An 18,836-nucleotide genomic window follows, 5' to 3' on the forward strand; every position below is an offset into this window, starting at 1 on the left:
CCTGTGGGCTGAGGCAGGAATCGAAAAGACGATGGGAAAGCGGACGGTGCCCCGGGTTGATGGCCAAGGTCCGTCATGCAAGCCATCCCCGGTTTTGAGCCGAAGAATCAAAGCCCGTTGCAATGGCAGGTTCCCGGGGCAGGCCCGAGGGCGGCGGAGGTGTTGTTTTCGAGGCTTATGGGCGGGCGTTCCGGCAGACCGTTCCTATTTGAACGGCATTCCCGGAACAGCCTGAAACCATTATTTGCGCAGGACGTGCAGCATGCCCTTGCGCTTGGCGTCGTAATAATAACCGCGCGCATAAAGGCGGACCGCGTTGTCGCGGTTGTTATCGGCGACAAGCCATGCGCCGCGCAGGTATTTGACGGCATATTTCAGGTTGGTTTCGGCATCGAACAGGCCAGACGCCGGGCCGTCGAAGCCCATGGAGCGGGCCGTGGCGTGCTTGATCTGCATCAGGCCGAAATGGCCGCCATTATAGGCGCCGGGATTATACATGCTTTCACGCTGCACCACGCGGTGTACCAGATCTTCCGGCACGTCATACATGGTGGCGTATTTGGAAATCAGCCCGCTCAGCTTCTCGCGTCCGGCTGGCGCCGATCTGAGCGGCGCCGTCATCGTTTCGTTCTGCCGGATGGCGGCAAGGGCGGCATTGGTGGGGCCGGCGGCATAGGCCAGAACCGCGCTATCCGGCTTCGGCAGCGGAACGACCTTCCGCTCCGCCGTCAGTTCGGTGCCGATGGAGGGTGAACCGGGCGGTGGCGGCGCGGGCGGGAAGCTGCCCTTGACGGCAACCACCTGCGGCAGGTCTGCGGCGGCATTGTGGGGTGCGGACTTTGCCGCCATGTCAGCCGTTTCGATTGCGGCTGCGGCCGGAGCGGCGCCTGTCGGTGCGAGAGCCGCGGCCGTGGTCGGCGCAGACGTCATCACGGTGGCCTGCGCCATCTCGTTCTGTTGCGGTTGCATCTGGGCAGAGATGGCGGCCGCAGCGGCGATTTCGGATGCCGGCGGCAGTGCGACGCGGCCGCCCTTGACGGCGACGGCAGTCGGAAGTTCCGCAGGGTGAGAAGAGGCTTCGGCGGTCTGCGTTGCCGGAGCGATGCCGGCCGGGGTCTCTGCCGTTGCCGACTGTGCGGCCGGCTGGCCGGAAGTGGCGGGGTGAACCGTGGCGATCTTCGGGCCGTCAGGCCCTTCCTTCGCGGTATATTCGACGCTGGTGCATCCGGCCAATGCCAGTGCCAGGCCCACGGTGGAAGACAGAAGAAGTGTCCTTCTTCCGCGGAATTTGCCCGAATTTCGCATGTTGCCGCCTTCGTTATGCCTGTCTTTCGATACCCCCGCGTCGAGCGAAGCAGGCAGTGTCCCGTCGAGCCTTCATTAACCTATTGTAAGGAAAGCGGCAAGCCGGGAGTAATCTCCCGGTTTTTCAGGCTGCAATGCGCCTGTATCCGGCGCTGACGGCACGGCCGGAAATGAAGTGGGTACGGTATTTCGGCCTGATTTTTTTCTCGCCCGACATGCGGCGCACCAGCGCCAGCGTCGAGGCGGCAAACAGCGCCTGCGCCGTCAGCATGGCAAGCGCCAGAAGCAGGGTTGCTGCCTGCGCCATGGCGAACGCTTCAACGGCGTTGCCGGAGGTGGAAACGAATTGCGGCAGCAGCGCCAGAAAGAATGCGAAATAGCGCGGGCGCAGCGCGGCGATGGCGTAACAATCGCTGAAAATGCCGATCCATGATTTGCCGGGCAGATTGTCGTTGTCGGCATTGGCTGCCTGGGCGGCGGGCGTGGCGAAGGTCCACAGGAAAAACAGCATAAGCCAGCCAATACCGGCCCATTGCACGATTTCAACGAAGGCTTGCGGCAGATAGGTGAGGCCGGCCACCGGAATGGCTGAAATCGTCATGGTCGTGACGATACCGAGGGCGCCGCCGCTGACAGAGGCGAAAATCGTCTTCCTGCCGCGAATGGCGGCATAGGAGGCAACAGAGAATACAAGGGGAGAGGGAAGTGCGAACACAACGGCACATGCTGCACAAAAAATCAGCCAGGCCTGTCCAGACATTCTCTTCCTCCTTGCCCTCCCTGTCGCCGTCTTATTTTAGACTATCGTAAAATCAGGCCGCTGTGAACGGCTGACCGACGTGTTCCATCACTTCGGTAAACCATTTTGCAGAGAGGTCGAAATGCTTTCCACCCTTGATACGCGGAAACTCGATGGTCCGCAATTTGCCTTTCTGGTCTTCGTCATGGCCGGTAACGCCGGAAACCTTGTTGAGGGCGCTTTCGACGGCGAGATCGACCATGCCCTGGATGAGGCGCAGGTCCTCGCCGTTGGCGGCGGCGGAACGGGCGAAATAGCCTGATTTCTGCACCATGGAGCGTTCGGCGCCGATGAGGCTCGCGAACTGCTTCTGGAACCAGCCACCGACATTGATGGTGTCGATCTTCACATGGCCGAAGGCATCGCGCTTGACGGCTTCGCCGGACGCTTCGCGTTCCGCGACGATGGAATCGAGGCCCGCACCTTCCGACACGAACAGGGTGACATAGCCGTTCCTGTCCATGATCTCTTTCAGACGCTCGGCTTCCGCTTCGATGTCGAAGGCCATTTCCGGCAGATAGATGCCGTCGATGTTCTTCATCTGCGTGTTCATCATCAGACCTTCGACATATTCATTGCCGCTGGTCTTCTGGATATAGGCGCGGGCGGTGGCGGCCGTCAGCCAGCCGCAATGGCGGCCCATGACTTCGTGGATGACGAAGGTCTTCGGCGCCGCACTCTGTTCGTTGCTGACATTATCGAAGAAGGAGGCGCCGACTTCGGCAGCCGTCCAGGCGCCAAGCGACTGCTTGATCGGTACAACGTCATTGTCCACCGTCTTCGGCAGGCCGACGACGGTAAGGTCGTAACCGTTGGCACCGAGATAGGCGGCGAGGTCGGCGGCCGTCGTGTTGGTGTCGTCACCGCCGATGGTGTGGAGAATGGTGATGCCATCTGCGGCCAGCCGTTCGGCGGCGACGCGCAGCGGATTGTCGCCTTCCTTGACGAGGCCACGCTTGGCGCAATCGGCGGCGTTGGTGAGCTTGACGCGGCTGTTGCCGATCGGCGAGCCGCCATAGCGGTGCAGGAGATGCGCCTTCTCCCGCATGTCCGCCGTGATCTCGATACGGTCGCCGAGAAGCACGCCCTGATAGCCGGAGCGATAGGCCACGATGTCGATTTCAGGCGCGATGTCGCTATAGCGCTCGATCAGGCCGCCAACGGCCGAAGAGAGACAGGGCGCAAGGCCACCCGCGGTCAGCATTGCGACTTTCTGTTTGGCCATCATGGCTCTCCTTTTCACGTATACCCAAAGACATGTCTGGCAAATGGATGCGACAGCCGCGTGTAGGTGTAAAGTGAATTTATGAAGAAAAACGCCGATTTCTCGCGGTTTTTCAGCGGCTTGAGGAAACCCGTCGAATATAATCGTTTCAATCCGCATCGAAGCCGCCACGCGCCCATGTCCGATTGCTGCGCCTGTGGAAAACCTCGGTTGCGCCGTTTCCCGCGCTCTTGTTCCTGAAGCAAAACTGTCGCAAAGATGAATAAAAGTTAATGCCGCTGGCCCCCTCGACATATTGCATTCGCGGCGATATCCCGTCATGCTTGTCGCCATGATGTTCGATTTCGCCTGTCTGCAAATTTCATCCCTGTGGGAACGGCTGCTCGGCGCAATCGGCGACGCGGCGGGCGGTGCGCTCGGGCGCGTTGTGGAAGCCATCCGCACCCTGTTCGAGGGTGACCCGGAAACACGCCGCAAAGTTTCGTTCTCCGTGGCGATCATCGCGCTCTCCGCCAAGATGGCGAAAGCCGACGGCGTCGTCAACGATGCCGAGGTGCGCGCCTTCCGGCAGATATTCGATTTTCCGGAAGAAGAAGCCAGGAACGTCGCCCGTCTTTATAATCTTGCCCGTCAGGATGTCGCCGGTTACGAGGCCTATGCGGAGCGGCTCGCGGGTCTGTGCGGTTCCGGCCATGACAATTGCGAGATGCTGGAAAGCGTCATCGATGGCCTGTTCCATATCGCCAAGGCCGATGGGCTGATCCACGAGCGGGAACTGGCTTTCCTTGGCCGTATCGCGGAAATCTTCCATATCACCGAAGATCACTTCGAAACGATCATGGCGCGGCACGTCCACATGGACGGGCGCGATCCCTACCGCGTACTTGGCGTTTCGCCTTCCGACGATTTCTCCGACATTCGCAAACGTTACCGTTCGCTTGTTGCCGAGCACCATCCGGACAAGCTCATCGCGCGCGGCGTTCCCATGGAATTGCATGCGGCGGCGAATGAGCGTATGGCGGCTCTTAATGCCGCCTATGCGGCCATAGAGAAAGAACGCCGCGTCGCATGAGTGAATGTCTGCCGGATTTTACCCCGGATTTCGGGGGCGCGGCCGTTGCGCCTTCGCCTAACCATGGCGAAAGGCTTGATGTGGCCGGGCCGGATATCATTCTTCTGCACTATACCGGCATGACGACCGCCGATGGCGCGCTGTCGTGGCTCTGCAATCCGGAAAGTCAGGTCTCCAGCCATTATTTCGTCTTCGAGGACGGGCGGGTTGTTCAGCTGGTTCCGGAAACCCGCCGTGCCTGGCATGCGGGCAAGAGCGTCTGGGCAGGGCATGAAGACATCAATTCCCGCTCCATCGGCATCGAAATCGCCAATAAGGGTCATCCGGGCGGTCTGCCTGAATTCCCGAGGGAGCAGGTGGCGGCCGTCATCGAATTGTGTCGCGATTGCGGCCAGCGATGGTCCATCGCGCCTGAAAGGGTGCTTGCCCACTCGGATGTAGCGCCGATCCGCAAGGTCGATCCGGGTGAGAAATTCCCGTGGGACATCCTGTCGCAGCACGGTGTCGGCCATTGGGTGGAGCCCGCGCCGATCCGCGGCGGCCGCTTTTTCCAGCGTGGTGACCATGGCCAGCCCGTCGAAGCACTTCAGTCGATGTTGTCCATTTATGGATATGGCGTTGAAATTACAGGCGCTTATTGCGAGAAAACCGAAGGCGCCGTTGCTGCCTTCCAGCGGCATTTCCGTCCGGCTCTGGTGGATGGCATCGCGGATTTTTCCACCATCGACACGTTGCACCGGCTGATTGCCAGCCTTCCGAAATTTTCGGTCGTCTGAAGGCAGATTCTGGAAAAGCGTTCCCCGTTTTCCGGCTGTTCAAGTCGCTTTTTTTGTTGTGCCACAGATAATCCGCATTGAAGAAGTTTAAGAACGTCACTGCATGCGGTGACGTTCTTCAGGGGAACCTGCCGTCAATATCAATCAAGGAGACTGGACAGCGGAAAGTCGGGATCGACTTTCCGGGCGTTGAATATTTGTGTCGCTTCACTGTTACCGTCATCCGATCTGGAGACTTTTTCTACATATGAACAGGGTTGTTGTTGCTGTTGCGGCGGGTGTTGTTATGCTCGTTTCACAGGCGGGGATTGCTTTTGCCAAAGACGAGGACGTCAAGACCAAGACCGTGACGCTGGAGACCTTCTTCCGCAAGTCCGGTTATCCCATTCCGGAAAAGAGCCTGCCTTCCTCCCTCAGGAACGATTATTCCGATCTGATCGTCAAATATGCCAAGCGTTACGGCGTTCCCACCAATCTGGCGCATGCCGTGGTTTCGGTGGAAAGCAAGTTCAACCCGAAGGCCCGCGGCAGCGCCGGCGAGGTCGGGCTGATGCAGATCAAGCCGGCAACGGCGCGCATGATGGGTTTTCGAGGTACGACAAAGGCGCTCTACGATCCCGAGACCAATATTCGCTGGGGCATGCAATATCTGGCAACTGCCCATCAGCTTGGCGGCGGCGAGGTTTGCAGCACGATCCTGCGGTATAATGCCGGCCATGGCGCCACGCGCATGAACCCGGTGTCCAAGCGTTATTGCGGCAAGGTGCAGGCGCTGCTGGCCGGTTGAGACCTGCGCTTATCTTTCCCGGAAGCCTTTCCCGGAAAAGCGGTGCTGTTTTCCGTCCGGAAATGCGACCGCGCCCCATGGTTTTGCGAAAAGCGATTCCGGTTCGCGCGGGCATGCTGTAGTCAGGAGCAAATCTGATACGGAGCATGTCATGCCGGATTTCAAATATATCGTGGTCGGGGCCGGGATGATGGGGGCTGCCGCTGCGCGGCACCTTTCTGCGCAAACGGAAGGCGTGGCGCTGATCGGACCGGGCGAACCCGCCGATCGCAAGAGCCATAAGGGCGTGTTTTCAAGCCATTACGACGAAGCACGTATCACCCGTGGGTTTGATGGCGACCCTGTCTGGGCGGAACTCGCGCAGCGTTCCATCCGGCGTTACGCCGAGATCGAGGCCAAGAGCGGTATCCGCTTCTTTACCGAAGCCGGCTGCCTGTTTACCGGAAACGGCAAGGGGCTTGCGGGAGACTATGTGTCGCGGGCGCTTTCTTCGGCCGGTCGTCTCGGTCTTGGCGTGGAAACGCTCGGCACTGAGGCGCTGGCTGGCCGGTTTCCGATGTTCTCGTTACCCGCCGATCACGGTGGCAGCTTCGAGGCCCGTAATGCCGGCCACATCAATCCCCGCGCCTTGGTAAAGGCGCAGTGTTCGATTGCCGGGGCGCAGGGTACGCATCTGGTGGGCGAGACCGCAGCGCATATTCACGACACCTCCCACGGTGTCGAAGTGGTAACGCGGGAAGGTACTGTTCACACCGCTGAAAAGGTCATCGTGGCCGCAGGCGGTTTCACCAACATGGCTGAGCTTTTGCCTTCGCCGGTCGACATGGCGGCCACCGGTCGCACCATCGTATTTTTCGAGCTGGATGAGGCAAGGCAGGCGATATTCGGCGCCATGCCGTCGACCATCGTGCTGGCGGAAACGGAGGACGACATCGTCTACATCCTGCCGCCGGTGCGATATCCCGATGGCAAGATCTATCTGAAGATCGGCGGCGAAAGCGAGAAGGGCAGGCTTGAGACGCTGGCCGAGGCGGTGGACTGGTTCCATTCCGACGGCACGCCGGGTGAGGTGGAATTCCTGACGAGGAAGGCCCTGTCGCTGATGCCCGAACTTGCCGGCTGCCCCGTGACCTCCGGCTCCTGTGTCGCATCCATTACCCGCAGCGGTTATCCCTATATAGGCTATACACAATCCTCCAATATCGCAGTTCTGACGGGTGGCAATTTCGTCTCCGCCAAGTCTTCGGACGAGATCGGGCGGCTGGGTGCCGTGCTGCTTGCGAGCGGTCAACTGACCGAGGATGAATTCGCGGCCGAAATGTCGCCGGTTTTCATCTGACATCCTTCTGCGAAGCGGCTACAAGGTTGCTACTGAACAGGGTGGATGAAGAGGGGCGGCATGTCGGGACATTTCAACTATATCGTCGTGGGTCGCGGCATGATGGGTGCCGCCGCCGCCCGCCATCTGGCGGAAACGGTGGATGGCGTGGCGCTGATCGGCCCCGGCGAACCTGCCGATATCAAATCACATCAGGGCATTTTCGCCAGTCATTATGATGAGGCGCGGATTACCCGCACCATCGATGGTGATGCCGACTGGGCGCTGCTCGCCAACCGCTCGATTGCGCGTTATGCCGATATTGCCGCGAGAAGCGGCGTGGAATTTTACGCGCCGGTCGGTTGCCTGATGGTGGGGCCTCAGCGGGGCGGCGGCAATCCCTTTATCGATGGTGTTCTCAAGGCAGCGACGCGGCTCGGTGTTTCGACGGAATTGCTGGATGGGGAAAACCTGAAAAGCCGGTTTCCCTATTTCTCTTTCGAGCCGGGCTGCGAAGGTGTCTTCGAAAGGGACAATGCCGGATACGTCAATCCACGTGCGCTGGTGAAAGCACAGGCGGTTCTGGCGGAAAAGGCCGGCGTTAGGCTGATCGACGATATCGTCGTCTCGACGCGGGAAGAGGATGGTCGCGCTTCGGTGCGGACGGCTTCCGGTGCGGTTTATACCGCAGACCGGGTGCTGGTGGCGGCCGGCGGGTTCTCGATCACGAAAGACCTGCTGCCGCAGCCGGTCGCGCTCAATGTCTATGCGCGGACCGTCGCCTTCTTCGAGATTGACGAAGCCGATCTTGGGCAATATGCGGCTATGCCGTCGCTGATCTACGAGCCGCGCGACACCACGAAACATATCTATCTTCTGCCGCCGGTGCGTTATCCCGATGGCAAATTCTATCTGAAAATCGGCGGTGATCCCGATGACAAGGCGGTCGGCAGCGACCCTGAAATCCGGGAATGGTTCCGGTCCGGCGGACGTGAAAGCGTGCGGGATCATCTGTCGGCCATCGTCGAAACGCTGGTGCCTTCCGTCGATCTCTCGCGTGTCTCGATGGCCGCCTGCGTCGTCTCCAAAACCCGGAGTGGTTATCCCGCCATCGGTTTTACCGCCTCACCGCATATCGCGGTTCTCACCGGCGGCAATGGCACCGCGGCGAAGAGTTCCGACGAGATCGGGCGGCTGGGTGCCACGCTGCTGCGGGATGGAAAAATCGCCGATCGTGCTTTCACGACGGATTTCACGCCGGCATTTCTTTGATCCTTGATTGCGCTTTTCGGTGGCTTTCGCTCCGGAACATGGTTATGCAGCCCATGCCAGTTGGCCGGGCAGCCGCGCTTTACCAATGTCGAAAGACGGTAAGGTGAGGAAAGTCCGGGCTCCACGGAAATACGGTGCCGGATAACGTCCGGCGGGGGCGACCCCAGGGAAAGTGCCACAGAGAGCAAACCGCCATGCATCGCATGGTAAGGGTGAAAGGGTGGGGTAAGAGCCCACCGCGCCGCTGGTGACAGTGGTGGCAAGGTAAACCCCACCGGGAGCAAGACCGAATAGGGATGACACGGGATGGGCGAAAGCCCGTTCACAGCCGGTTTCCGGGCCCGTCATCCGGGTGGGTTGCGAGAGGCGGCATGCAAATGCCGTCCCAGATGAATGGCTGCCACGTTCCGGGTCAAACCGGGGCCATACAGAACCCGGCTTACAGGCCAACTGGCGAATTTTCCCACCTGTGTGCGATGCCTCTCTGTTAATCCGGCGCACTTGCGGTGAAGGTGCTCATTCGGGTTTAGCTACACGAATGGGACGGGTTCCGACTGGAGCGCCGGTCACGCGGTCTATGGTGACGGGATCGATTTCCGTTCCGGTCTCAGCGTCGAAAAAACGGGTTACCTCACCGCCGCCGCGATGTTTGTTTCCCCATGCGCCTATTGCAAAGAGGACCGGCAGAAAATCGCGGCCGGCTTCCGTCAACATATATTCGTAGCGTGGCGGACGATCGGAATAACGGCGTTTCACCAGTAATCCCTCTTCGGTCAGCGATGAAAGCCGCGCTGTGAGCATCGTCGGCGCGATGCCGAGGCTCTTGCGAAAATCATCGAAGCGGGTGAGGCCCGCATGGGCATCGCGCATGATCAGCATGCTCCAGGCGTCGCCGACAAGGGCGAGGCTGCGGGCGATGAGGCAGGGCTGGTCCGAGAGATTTTTCATGTTGATATCTTTTTAGTAGTGACTTTGTATCGATTTGATAGTAACTCAATGTTCATTGTTGTTCCATAACAAAATGAAAGTGGACGCAGATGAGCAAGACAGAACGCGGCATTGCCCTGGTGACGGGCGCATCCTCCGGCATCGGGCTGGTGACGGCGCAGGCGCTCCGGCGCGACGGTTACCGTGTGTTCGGCACCAGCCGAAAGCCGATGCCCGACATCGAGGATGGGATCACGATGCTGATCTGCGACGTTACCGACGATGCGTCCGTGCGGCGTGCGGTGGACGAGGTTTTGAGCCGCGCAGGAAGGATCGATCTTCTCGTCAACAATGCCGGGATCGGTTTGCTGGGCGGTGCGGAAGAATCGACGGCGGAGCAGGCGAAGGCCGTATTCGACGTCAACGTGTTCGGCGTGATGCGCGTGACAAATGCGGTTCTGCCCGTCATGAGACGGCAGCGTCGCGGCCGTATCGTCAACCTCAGTTCCATACTCGGGCTGATCCCAGCCCCCTATAATGCGCTTTACGCATCGACCAAGCACGCCATTGAAGGCTATTCGGAATCTCTTGACCATGAAGTGCGAACGCAGGGCATCCGCATCGTGCTTGTCGAGCCGGGTGTGACCCGCACCTCCTTCGAAGAAAACATCACACGGCCAGACCGGCCGCTTGCCCTCTACGATACGGTTCGGGCGGACGCCGAGAAACTGATGCGTGACGTCATCGAAAAGGGCGATGCCCCGGAGGTGGTTGCAAAAGTTGTCGTAGAGGCCGCCAATACGGCATCGCCCAAACGACGCTATACTGCCGGAAAAGCTGCGGGGCAGGCCCGCTTCATCCGCCGCTTCCTGCCTGAGTCCTTCGTCGACAGGAGCTTTCGGAAATTCAGCAGGCTTCCCGATTGAGCTTTTATTGCCGGTGCCGTGTGCCGGCCACAGAAACGAAAGTTAGTCCGATGAAATCATTTCTGATCGATCGCTACAAGAAAGGCGGCGCATTGCGGCTCGGCGAGATCCCCGAGCCGGAGTTGCGCGCAAACGACGTTCTGGTCGAAATCCGCGCCGCCAGCGTCAACCTTCTGGACAACAAGATCAGGGACGGAGAGTTCAAGCTCATCCTGCCGTACCGACTTCCGCTGGTGCTGGGCAACGATGTGGCGGGTGTCGTGGTCCGCGTCGGTGCCAATGTCCGCAAATTCAAGCCCGGTGACGAGGTCTATGCCCGACCGGACCAGGCACGTATCGGGACATTTGCCGAGTATATCGCCATTGATGAGGCCGATGTGGCGATGAAGCCGGACAATCTGACCATGGAAGAGGCCGCATCCATACCGCTTGTCGCCCTGACGGCATGGCAGGTGCTTGTCGAGCGGGCCAATGTGCAGAAGGGACAGAAGGTGCTGATCCATGCCGGTTCGGGCGGCGTAGGCACTATCGCGATCCAGCTTGCCAAACATCTCGGGGCATATGTGGCCACGACCACGAGTACAGGCAACATGGATCTGGTAAGAAGTCTCGGTGCGGACGTCGTGGTCGACTACAAAAAGGAAGACTTTGCTGAAGTGTTGCAGGGCTATGACGTCGTGCTGAACAGCCTCGGAAAAGACACGCTGGAAAAATCCATCGCAGTGCTGAAACCTGGCGGGAAGCTGATTTCGATTTCCGGGCCGCCCGATCCGGATTTCGCCCGGCAAAATGGCTTCGGCTGGCTGCTTCGTCAGGTCATGCGCCTGCTCAGTTTCGGCATCAGGAGGAAATCGAAACGCCGGGGGATCGGTTATTCTTTCCTATTCATGACCGCGAATGGCGGGCAACTCGAAAAGATTACCGCTCTGATCGAGGCGGATCACATACGTCCGGTGATGGATCGGATATTCCCGTTCGAAAAGACCATTGAGGCATTGGACTATATCCAGACCGGTCGTGCGAAGGGCAAGGTTGTCATCGCGGTGAAATAATGTTTGCGGTCCATAGGGCCGAAAGCAATTTCCAGTTCAATTGCCGGGCGAATATGGGGCCGATCCTCGACGTGTCGGGCGGCCCCGTACGCCGTCACGCTTTTAGCTGGAATGCTCCCGATGAAAAACGACATCGTACTGCCGCCACCTGTGGCGCGGAGCGCCATCGTGCGCCGCCTTCCGTGCATTGTGGCTGAGACCATGGGCTGGATGAAGAGGCGCATTCGCCCGAACCGCGATCAAAAGCGGTGCGGCTGAAATCATTTCCTTGTTTCAAAACAGAAAAACGGCGGTTTCACCGCGCCTTTGTGTGCCGTGAAAGAGCGTCTGTGCGCCCGAAGTAAACCATTCGTTAAACTTAACGGCTTATGAATTTCCGATGCGAAGTCGGTATCGTGCCGGCTTCTCCCATTGACGCCCATAGTGTCCCATGATATCCCAAATGCACACCACACTGGGTCGTGTTTTTGACCCGCAATCGCTGAAACGAGTGAGGAGCCTGCAAGGGGCTGCTGCAGGGCATGTTGCCCTGGCGCTTGGCGATGTGTCGTGCGTACCGGTGTTGTCTGTGGGGCGGATGGTTCGCCTGGCGGATTGCGGTTTGGGCGAGTTGAGTAATGGACCGCTTTTTATCGAACGTGACGAACAGGATCGACGCCAAGGGGCGCGTTTCGGTTCCGTCTCCGTTTCGTTCGGTGCTGGTGAGGCGCGGCATTCAGGAGCTTTATTGCCTTCAGGATTTCGCCTTTCCGGCAATCAGTATCGGCGGTCCGGATTTGCTGGAGCGCTACGAGCGGCAGATTGCGTCGATGGATGCCTTCTCGCCGGAGGCGAACGCGATGTCGCTGCTGGTTCACGGCGGCGGTGTCTTCATGAAGCTCGACCAGGAAGGTCGGTTGATGGTGACGGATTTCGTGCGGGAATTTACCGGCATATCCACCGAGGTCACCTTCGTCGGACGGGCGGATCATTTTCAGCTTTGGCAACCGCAGGCGTTTTTGGGCGCGCAGGCGGAAGCAAGAGCGGGGCGCGGTTTTTCGGCTGCTCGCCCCGCATAGGACGGGGACACGGAATGGCGGCGAATTCTGGTGGGCGATCTTCTGATGCCGATGGCGGACCTCAGCGTCACATCCCTGTCCTGCTTCGCGAAGTTATCGCCGCGCTTGAACCCGCATCCGGAAAGATCATCCTTGATGGCACTTTTGGTGCCGGCGGCTACACCCAGGCCATTCTCGATCAGGGTGCCAACGTCATCGCGCTCGACCGTGATCCGACCGCGATAGCTGGCGGTCAGGCGATGGTTGCCGCCAATGGCGGCAGGTTAAACCTTATTCAATCACAATTTTCCGATCTGGCGAAGCACGCGCCCGAGGGCGGTCTCGACGGCGTCGTACTCGATATCGGCGTTTCCTCCATGCAGATCGACGAGGCAGAGCGCGGTTTTTCCTTTCAGAAGAACGGTCCCCTTGATATGCGCATGTCCGCCTCCGGCGTTTCGGCGGCGGATGTCGTCAATCGTGCGAAAGTCGGCGATCTGATCCGCATCTTCGGTTTTCTCGGTGAGGAAAAGCAGCCGGGCCGCATTGCCCGCGCCATCGAGAAGAGGAGGGCGGAAGAACCCTTCCGCACTACGCGTGATCTCGCCGGTCTCATCGAGATCGTCACGCCGCGCAAGGCGAAGGACAAGATCCATCCAGCGACACGGGTGTTTCAGGCGCTTCGGGTTTTCGTCAATGATGAACTCGGCGAGTTGGCGCAGGCGCTTTTCGCTGCAGAGCGGTCCCTGAAGCCCGGTGGTCGCCTGGTCGTCGTCACGTTCCATTCGCTGGAAGACCGCATCGTCAAGAAATTCTTCTCCGACCGTTCCGGCAAGGCCGCCGGTTCCCGGCATCTGCCGATGGTCGAAGACAAGCCGGCCATTTTCGACAATATCGGCAAGCCGATGATCGCCGCCAGTGACGCGGAGGCGGAACTCAATCCGCGTGCGCGGTCAGCCAAGCTGCGGGCCGGTCTGCGCACGACCGCGCCGGCGCGCGCGGCGGATTTTTCGATCTTCGAGCTTCCCGATCTCGCCAGCCTTGAAAAGATGGGAGGCTGATATGCTGCGCACTTTCGATGTCATCTTGATGGGGGTCATGGTTGCTGCGGCCGTCGTGACCTATTCGATCAAGCACAAGGCCGATTTGAAGCTCGAAGAGGTCCGCAAGCTCGAGGCCGAAATCAAGCTCGAGAAGGATACGATCGATCTGTTGCGGGCCGACTGGGCGCTGCTGACGCAGCCGAACCGTCTGCATCGCCTCGTCAACGCCTATCAGGACGAGCTTGGCCTTTCGCCGACGCTGCCGACGCAACTGGCGCAGCCGCGTGAGTTGCCCATGCTGCGCTCGCAACTGCCGCAACCGCCTGAGCCGGAAGGCATGAGCGTCGAGGACGTGATTGCCGCCGCCGTCAACGGTTCCAAGCCGGGCGCGACGCTTGGCGCGGCCGCCAAAAAGAAATCGCCGCCGGCCGGCCAGATCGCCGCCAATGGCGCCCCGGTTCCGACGCCGAGGGCGCGCGTTTCCCGTCCCCCAGCGGCTCCGGCCGTCTCCGCCGTCGCCGGTGATGAAACCGATGACATGGATGACACGATAACAGGATCGGTGAACCGCTGATGTCTTTTCTCTCCCGCGTCATGGTTTTGAAGAGCAAGGCTCATTTTTCCGCCAGCACCACCGGCGTTTATACCGATCATGCGGCTTTTGAGGGAGCCCGCAAGAAGCGTGCTGCCCAGGCGAAAAGCCGGGTCGGTCTGATCATTTTCGGTTTCGTGGCCTTTTATGCCGTCGTTGGTGGGCGTCTCGTACAGTATGGCATGGCGGAACAGGAAACCGTTTCAAGCATCGCGCCCGCAGACCGGCTGATGGCGTCGCGCCCGGACCTTCTCGACCGCAATGGCGAGGTTCTCGCCACCGACATTCGCACCGTCTCGCTGTTTGCCGAGCCGCATCGCATTGTCGATATCGACGAGGCGATCGAGAAGCTGCGCACCGTTCTGCCTGATCTCGATCAGCGCGGCACCTATCAGAAGCTCACCTCCAATTCCCGCTTCCAGTGGCTGCGCCGTCAATTGACGCCCAAGCAGCAGAGCCAGATTCTGGCGCTCGGCATTCCCGGCATCGGCTTCCGTCCGGAAAAACGCCGGTTCTACCCGGGTGGCCCGACGGCGGCTCATGTGGTCGGTCACGTCAATATCGACAATCGCGGCGTGGCGGGCATGGAACGCTACGTTGACAGCCAGGGCCTCGCCGATCTGACGGCGCTCGGCATGACCAGCGACCAGCCGCTGGAACCGGTGAAGCTTTCGATCGATCTGCGCGTGCAGTCCATCGTGCGTGAGGTCGTGACTTCGGCCATTGCCAAGTTCCAGGCAATCGGCGCCGGCGCCGTCGTTCTGGACGTGCACACGGGCGAAGTTCTCGCCATGGCCTCGGTACCGGATTACGATCCGAACAACCCGGCCGAAGGCGCAAAAGAGGGCTGGCTCAACCGCATGTCGAACGGCACGTTCGAAATGGGCTCGACCTTCAAGTCCTTCACCATCGCCATGGGCCTCGATTCGGGCCGCGTGCGTCTGGGTGACAGTTTCGATGCCCGTTATCCGATCCGTATCGGCGGTTTCACCATCAAGGACTTCCACGGCAAGAACCGCATTTTGTCGGTGCCGGAAATCTTCCAGTTTTCGTCCAATATCGGTACGGCCAAGATCGCCGACACCGTCGGCACCGAAGGCCACAAGGAGTTTCTGACCAAGCTCGGGCTTTTGACCCGCATGCAGACCGAATTGCCGGAGGTAGCGCTGCCATCGCAGCCGCGTGAATGGAAGAAGATCAACTCCATCACCATTTCCTTCGGTCACGGTGTTTCGACGACACCGCTGCAGACGGCGGTTGCCGGGGCGGCACTCGTCAATGGTGGCAAGCTGATCGAGCCGACCTTCCTGCCGCGCACCCGCGAACAGGCGGATCTGGTGGCCAAGCAGGTTCTGAAACCCACCACCAGCAAGGACATGCGTTTCCTGTTCGAGTGGAATGGTGTGAACGGATCGGGCCGCAATGCGCGCGTCGACGGTTTCAACGTCGGCGGCAAGACCGGCACGGCGGACAAGGTCGTCAATGGCCGCTATGTTCGCGACAAGAACTTCAACGCCTTCCTGTCGGCTTTCCCGATCGACGACCCGCAATATGTGGTGTTGACCTTCATCGATGAACCGAAGACGGACAAAGGCAATGGCGCGGCGCTGGCCGGCACCTCCGCAGCGCCGATGGTGCGCGACATCATCGCCCGCACGGCAGCGGTTCTGGGTGTGAAGCCGAAGTTCGGCAAGGATGGCTCGGCCTTGCTCGTGTCTTATTGATTGTTAGAGCTTATGATGTTCCGGCGATTCGCGCCGGGGGGACAAGACGGACACAGTCGATGAATTTGCGAGATATATCCGGAAATGCGTTTCCGGAATTGAATGAATTGCTCCTGTCTGGAATAGGGGCGGTCGAAATCGGGGGGATAACCGCAGACAGCCGCAAGGCTCAGCCCGGCAGTCTGTTCGTGGCGGTTGCGGGCACGAAGGCGGATGGCGCGGCCTATGTGAAGGACGCGGTTGCCAAGGGCGCGGTTGCTGTCGTTTCCGGTCATGCGGTGGAGGCCGATGTGCCGGTGCTGGTCGTCTCCGACCCGCGGCTCTATCTTTCGCTCGCCGCCGCCCGTTTTTATGGAAAACAGCCGGAAACCATGATTGCCGTCACCGGAACGGCGGGGAAAACCTCCGTCGCTTCCTTTGTGCGGCAGATATGGGCCTTTGCCGGCCATGCGGCCGCGCAGATCGGCACGACGGGTGTCATCGCTCCGGGTCGCGAGGATTACGGCGCGCTGACAACGCCCGACCCGGTGACGCTGCATGCGCTTCTGGCCGAGCTTGCCTCCGAAGGCGTGACGCATGCGGCGATGGAGGCTTCGAGCCACGGCCTCGACCAGCGCCGTCTCGATGGCGTGAAGCTTGCGGCGGCCGGTTTTACCAATCTTGGCCGTGACCACATGGATTATCATCCGACTGTCGAGGACTATATGGCAGCGAAGATGCGGCTGTTCGACACGCTGATGAAAAAAGGCGCGCCAGCGGTGATTTTTGCGGACGATCCGTGGTCGGAAAAGGCAATCCAGGCGGCGCGCGAAGCGGGCCTCGCTGTGCGAACCGTGGGCCGCAAGGGTGATTACCTGACGCTGAAGAGGGTGGAGCATTTCCGTCATAAACAGATGATCGAAGTGCATCATGACGGTGTGATTCACGAGGTGGATATTCCGCTTGCCGGCGATTTTCAGGTGGCCAACGCGCTTGTGGCGGCCGGTCTTGCCATGTCCACCGGCGTTTCCGCCGCAGTGGCGATGAAGGCGCTTGAAAAGCTGATCGGTGCGGCCGGCCGGCTGGAACTGGTGGGCCAGACGAAAAACGGCGCGCTTGCCTATGTGGATTATGCCCACAAGCCGGATGCGCTGGAAAATGTGCTCACTTCGGTCAGGCCTTTCACGTCGGGCCGTATCGTCACCGTCTTCGGCTGCGGTGGCGACCGCGACAAGGGCAAACGCCCCATCATGGGTGAGGTGGCGACGCGGCTTTCCGACATCGTCATCGTCACCGATGACAATCCGCGCTCGGAAGATGCCGCAACGATCCGTTCCGAGGTCATGGCGGCGGCACCGGGTGCACTGGAAATCGGCGACAGGTCGCAGGCGATCCACCATGCGGTATCGCTGCTTTCCAACGGCGATACGCTGATCGTCGCGGGCAAGGGGCATGAAGAAGGGCAGATCGTCGGTTCCGTGACGTTGCCGTTTTCCGATCATGAACAGGTGCGCGCTGCACTGGCAGGGCTGGAAGGATCGAAGATTTGAGCTGGTTATGGACAGTCGCCGATATGATCGCCATCACGGCAGGACGCCCGGTGGGCAACCTGCCGACCGGAATCACCGGCATTTCCATCGACAGCCGGACGGTCAAGCCGGGCGAAGCGTTCTTCGCGATCAAGGGCGACCGGGTGGACGGTCATGACTATACCAGTTTCGCCGTTGCGAACGGGGCGGGTCTTCTGGTCGTGGCGGAGGGCAAGCTGCCGGCGCTCGGCCGGCTGACCGTACCGATGATCGTGGTGGAGGATGTACTTGCCGCACTCGGCAAGCTCGCCATCGCGGCGCGCGAAAGAACGTCGGCGCGCATCATCGCGGTGACGGGTTCCGTCGGCAAGACGACGACCAAGGAAATGCTGCGGCAGGCGCTTGCGCCATCCGGCCGGGTGCATGCGGCAGTTGCGTCCTTCAACAATCATTGGGGCGTGCCGCTGACGCTGGCGCGTATGCCGGCCGACACCGAATTCGGCGTTTTCGAAATCGGCATGAACCATTCCGGAGAAATCCGGCCGCTGGTGAAAATGGTTCGTCCGCATGTGGCCATCATTACCACCATTGCCCCCGCCCATCTCGGCAATTTCAAGGACATAGAAGAAATCGCCGCCGCCAAGGCGGAGATATTCGAAGGCCTGGAGGAGGGCGGCTCCGTCATTCTCAACCGCGACAATGCCCAGTTCGAGCAGCTTGAAGAGGCTGCGCAGGAGCAGGGCATCGAGCATATTCTGACATTCGGGCAGCACGCCAAGGCCGATTTCCGTCTGGCCGATTTCGAGAGCACTGTGACGGGTTCGACCATCTGGGTGATCCTGAACGGTGAAACCAGCGAATTGCAGCTGAATATTCCCGGACGGCATATTGCCGACAACGCCATGGCGGTTCTCGGTACCGTTGCTCTCACCGGCGCCAATCTGGACCGCGCTTTCGAGGCGCTCGGGACGCTGGAGGCGGTGAAAGGGCGGGGCCAGCGCCACCATCTGGCGATCAATGGCGGGTCTTTCCTGCTGATCGATGAAAGCTACAACGCCAATCCTGCCTCCATGCGGGCGGCGATCGCCGTGCTGGCGGAGACCGAAACGCAGGGGCATGGCCGTCGCGTCGCCGTTCTCGGCGACATGCTGGAGATGGGTGAGTTTTCCGCGCAGCTGCATGAGGAGCTGGCCGGACCGCTGCTTGCGGCCGGTATCGAACATGTCTGGCTGGCGGGCGAGGCGATGGCCGCTCTTCGCGATGCGCTGCCGGACAGCGTCACCGTCATCTGGTTCCCGACAACGGCTGAGCTTGCCGATTTCGCCCTGCAATGGGTGCAACCGGGAGACGCGCTGATGGTAAAATCGTCACTTGGCCTCGGTTTCGGCAAGATTGTCGCCGCCCTGCTTGACAAGTATCCGGCATTCCCCGAGACGGAACGCCAAGTCTGAAATAGCCTTTTGAAAGGGCAAA

The 18,836-nt window shown here is 60.3% G+C and carries 17 protein-coding genes and 1 other RNA gene; 14 read left to right on the forward strand and 4 right to left on the reverse strand.

Going from position 1 to position 18,836, the window contains the following annotated elements; genetic code table 11:
- Window positions 1–240: 240 nt before the first annotated feature.
- From N434_RS20995 to N434_RS21005, 3 genes are all read right to left on the reverse strand, one after another.
- Window positions 241–1,305, reverse strand: coding sequence for a lytic transglycosylase domain-containing protein (locus N434_RS20995; protein WP_110760170.1), 1,065 nt, complete (start codon window positions 1,303–1,305; stop codon window positions 241–243).
- Between the two features lie 124 nt (window positions 1,306–1,429).
- On the reverse strand, window positions 1,430–2,065 hold the full coding sequence (locus N434_RS21000; RefSeq protein ID WP_110760171.1) for a LysE family translocator: 636 nt from the start codon (window positions 2,063–2,065) through the stop codon (window positions 1,430–1,432).
- Between the two features lie 52 nt (window positions 2,066–2,117).
- Window positions 2,118–3,329 carry a pyrophosphate--fructose-6-phosphate 1-phosphotransferase gene (locus N434_RS21005; protein WP_110760246.1) on the reverse strand — a complete coding sequence of 404 codons (1,212 nt, stop codon included), beginning with the start codon at window positions 3,327–3,329 and terminating at the stop codon, window positions 2,118–2,120.
- Window positions 3,330–3,660: 331 nt separating this feature from the next.
- On the opposite strand from N434_RS21005, the gene N434_RS21010 reads away from it, so the two are divergent.
- From N434_RS21010 to rnpB, 6 genes are all read left to right on the forward strand, one after another.
- The gene (locus N434_RS21010) at window positions 3,661–4,401 is read left to right on the forward strand and encodes a J domain-containing protein (protein ID WP_065116014.1); all 741 of its coding nucleotides are present in this window, start codon (window positions 3,661–3,663) and stop codon (window positions 4,399–4,401) included.
- Complete coding sequence (locus tag N434_RS21015; RefSeq protein ID WP_110760172.1) at window positions 4,398–5,177, forward strand: N-acetylmuramoyl-L-alanine amidase; 780 nt, start codon at window positions 4,398–4,400, stop codon at window positions 5,175–5,177. Before N434_RS21010 ends, N434_RS21015 begins: the two co-directional genes overlap by 4 nt.
- A 247-nt stretch (window positions 5,178–5,424) precedes the next feature.
- Entirely contained in the window at window positions 5,425–5,964 is a 540-nt protein-coding gene (locus tag N434_RS21020) for a lytic transglycosylase domain-containing protein (RefSeq protein WP_110760173.1), read from the forward strand.
- Window positions 5,965–6,115: 151 nt separating this feature from the next.
- Entirely contained in the window at window positions 6,116–7,303 is a 1,188-nt protein-coding gene (locus tag N434_RS21025) for an FAD-dependent oxidoreductase (protein WP_110760174.1), read from the forward strand.
- 60 nt (window positions 7,304–7,363) lie between these two features.
- Window positions 7,364–8,554 carry an NAD(P)/FAD-dependent oxidoreductase gene (locus N434_RS21030; protein ID WP_110760247.1) on the forward strand — a complete coding sequence of 397 codons (1,191 nt, stop codon included), beginning with the start codon at window positions 7,364–7,366 and terminating at the stop codon, window positions 8,552–8,554.
- Window positions 8,555–8,610: 56 nt separating this feature from the next.
- Window positions 8,611–9,012: RNase P RNA component class A (gene rnpB, locus N434_RS21035), an RNA gene on the forward strand.
- A 58-nt stretch (window positions 9,013–9,070) separates the two neighbouring features.
- On the opposite strand, the gene N434_RS21040 is transcribed toward rnpB, so the two are convergent.
- Window positions 9,071–9,502, reverse strand: coding sequence for a winged helix-turn-helix transcriptional regulator (locus N434_RS21040; protein ID WP_110760175.1), 432 nt, complete (start codon window positions 9,500–9,502; stop codon window positions 9,071–9,073).
- A gap of 89 nt (window positions 9,503–9,591) precedes the next feature.
- On the opposite strand from N434_RS21040, the gene N434_RS21045 reads away from it, so the two are divergent.
- The 8 genes from N434_RS21045 to N434_RS21080 all read left to right on the forward strand — a co-directional run bounded on the left by N434_RS21045 (window position 9,592) and on the right by N434_RS21080 (window position 18,814).
- On the forward strand, window positions 9,592–10,407 hold the full coding sequence (locus N434_RS21045) for an oxidoreductase (RefSeq protein WP_110760176.1): 816 nt from the start codon (window positions 9,592–9,594) through the stop codon (window positions 10,405–10,407).
- Window positions 10,408–10,457: 50 nt separating this feature from the next.
- On the forward strand, window positions 10,458–11,459 hold the full coding sequence (locus N434_RS21050; RefSeq protein WP_110760177.1) for an NADP-dependent oxidoreductase: 1,002 nt from the start codon (window positions 10,458–10,460) through the stop codon (window positions 11,457–11,459).
- A 617-nt stretch (window positions 11,460–12,076) separates the two neighbouring features.
- Window positions 12,077–12,517 carry a division/cell wall cluster transcriptional repressor MraZ gene (mraZ, locus tag N434_RS21055; RefSeq protein WP_110760178.1) on the forward strand — a complete coding sequence of 147 codons (441 nt, stop codon included), beginning with the start codon at window positions 12,077–12,079 and terminating at the stop codon, window positions 12,515–12,517.
- Window positions 12,518–12,531: 14 nt separating this feature from the next.
- Window positions 12,532–13,557 carry a 16S rRNA (cytosine(1402)-N(4))-methyltransferase RsmH gene (gene rsmH / locus N434_RS21060; protein ID WP_110760179.1) on the forward strand — a complete coding sequence of 342 codons (1,026 nt, stop codon included), beginning with the start codon at window positions 12,532–12,534 and terminating at the stop codon, window positions 13,555–13,557.
- Window position 13,558: 1 nt separating this feature from the next.
- Window positions 13,559–14,113, forward strand: a complete 555-nt coding sequence (gene ftsL / locus N434_RS21065) for a cell division protein FtsL (RefSeq protein ID WP_065113769.1) — start codon at window positions 13,559–13,561, stop codon at window positions 14,111–14,113.
- Window positions 14,113–15,855 carry a peptidoglycan D,D-transpeptidase FtsI family protein gene (locus N434_RS21070; protein WP_065113768.1) on the forward strand — a complete coding sequence of 581 codons (1,743 nt, stop codon included), beginning with the start codon at window positions 14,113–14,115 and terminating at the stop codon, window positions 15,853–15,855. The genes ftsL and N434_RS21070 overlap by 1 nt, the downstream gene beginning before the upstream one ends.
- Before the next feature lie 59 nt (window positions 15,856–15,914).
- Window positions 15,915–17,384 (forward strand): UDP-N-acetylmuramoyl-L-alanyl-D-glutamate--2,6-diaminopimelate ligase, encoded by a 1,470-nt coding sequence (locus tag N434_RS21075; protein WP_110760180.1) that lies wholly within the window; start codon window positions 15,915–15,917, stop codon window positions 17,382–17,384.
- On the forward strand, window positions 17,381–18,814 hold the full coding sequence (locus N434_RS21080) for a UDP-N-acetylmuramoylalanyl-D-glutamyl-2,6-diaminopimelate--D-alanyl-D-alanine ligase (protein ID WP_065113766.1): 1,434 nt from the start codon (window positions 17,381–17,383) through the stop codon (window positions 18,812–18,814). Before N434_RS21075 ends, N434_RS21080 begins: the two co-directional genes overlap by 4 nt.
- Window positions 18,815–18,836 lie beyond the last annotated feature (22 nt).

Source organism: Rhizobium sp. UGM030330-04 (assembly GCF_003208455.1).
GTDB classification, from domain to species: Bacteria; Pseudomonadota; Alphaproteobacteria; order Rhizobiales; family Rhizobiaceae; genus Agrobacterium; species Agrobacterium rhizogenes_A.

Bases quoted from the DNA above. Each gene is read 5' to 3' on its own strand.
- N434_RS21040 (WP_110760175.1), bottom strand. From the start codon at position 9,502: ATGAAAAATCTCTCGGACCAGCCCTGCCTCATCGCCCGCAGCCTCGCC.
- ftsL (WP_065113769.1), top strand. From the start codon at position 13,559: ATGCTGCGCACTTTCGATGTCATCTTGATGGGGGTCATGGTTGCTGCG.
- N434_RS21020 (WP_110760173.1), top strand. From the start codon at position 5,425: ATGAACAGGGTTGTTGTTGCTGTTGCGGCGGGTGTTGTTATGCTCGTT.
- N434_RS20995 (WP_110760170.1), bottom strand. From the start codon at position 1,305: ATGCGAAATTCGGGCAAATTCCGCGGAAGAAGGACACTTCTTCTGTCT.
- N434_RS21070 (WP_065113768.1), top strand. From the start codon at position 14,113: ATGTCTTTTCTCTCCCGCGTCATGGTTTTGAAGAGCAAGGCTCATTTT.
- N434_RS21050 (WP_110760177.1), top strand. From the start codon at position 10,458: ATGAAATCATTTCTGATCGATCGCTACAAGAAAGGCGGCGCATTGCGG.
- rsmH (WP_110760179.1), top strand. From the start codon at position 12,532: ATGGCGGCGAATTCTGGTGGGCGATCTTCTGATGCCGATGGCGGACCT.
- N434_RS21075 (WP_110760180.1), top strand. From the start codon at position 15,915: ATGAATTTGCGAGATATATCCGGAAATGCGTTTCCGGAATTGAATGAA.
- N434_RS21015 (WP_110760172.1), top strand. From the start codon at position 4,398: ATGAGTGAATGTCTGCCGGATTTTACCCCGGATTTCGGGGGCGCGGCC.
- N434_RS21000 (WP_110760171.1), bottom strand. From the start codon at position 2,065: ATGTCTGGACAGGCCTGGCTGATTTTTTGTGCAGCATGTGCCGTTGTG.
- mraZ (WP_110760178.1), top strand. From the start codon at position 12,077: ATGGACCGCTTTTTATCGAACGTGACGAACAGGATCGACGCCAAGGGG.
- N434_RS21045 (WP_110760176.1), top strand. From the start codon at position 9,592: ATGAGCAAGACAGAACGCGGCATTGCCCTGGTGACGGGCGCATCCTCC.
- N434_RS21025 (WP_110760174.1), top strand. From the start codon at position 6,116: ATGCCGGATTTCAAATATATCGTGGTCGGGGCCGGGATGATGGGGGCT.
- N434_RS21030 (WP_110760247.1), top strand. From the start codon at position 7,364: ATGTCGGGACATTTCAACTATATCGTCGTGGGTCGCGGCATGATGGGT.
- N434_RS21010 (WP_065116014.1), top strand. From the start codon at position 3,661: ATGATGTTCGATTTCGCCTGTCTGCAAATTTCATCCCTGTGGGAACGG.
- N434_RS21005 (WP_110760246.1), bottom strand. From the start codon at position 3,329: ATGGCCAAACAGAAAGTCGCAATGCTGACCGCGGGTGGCCTTGCGCCC.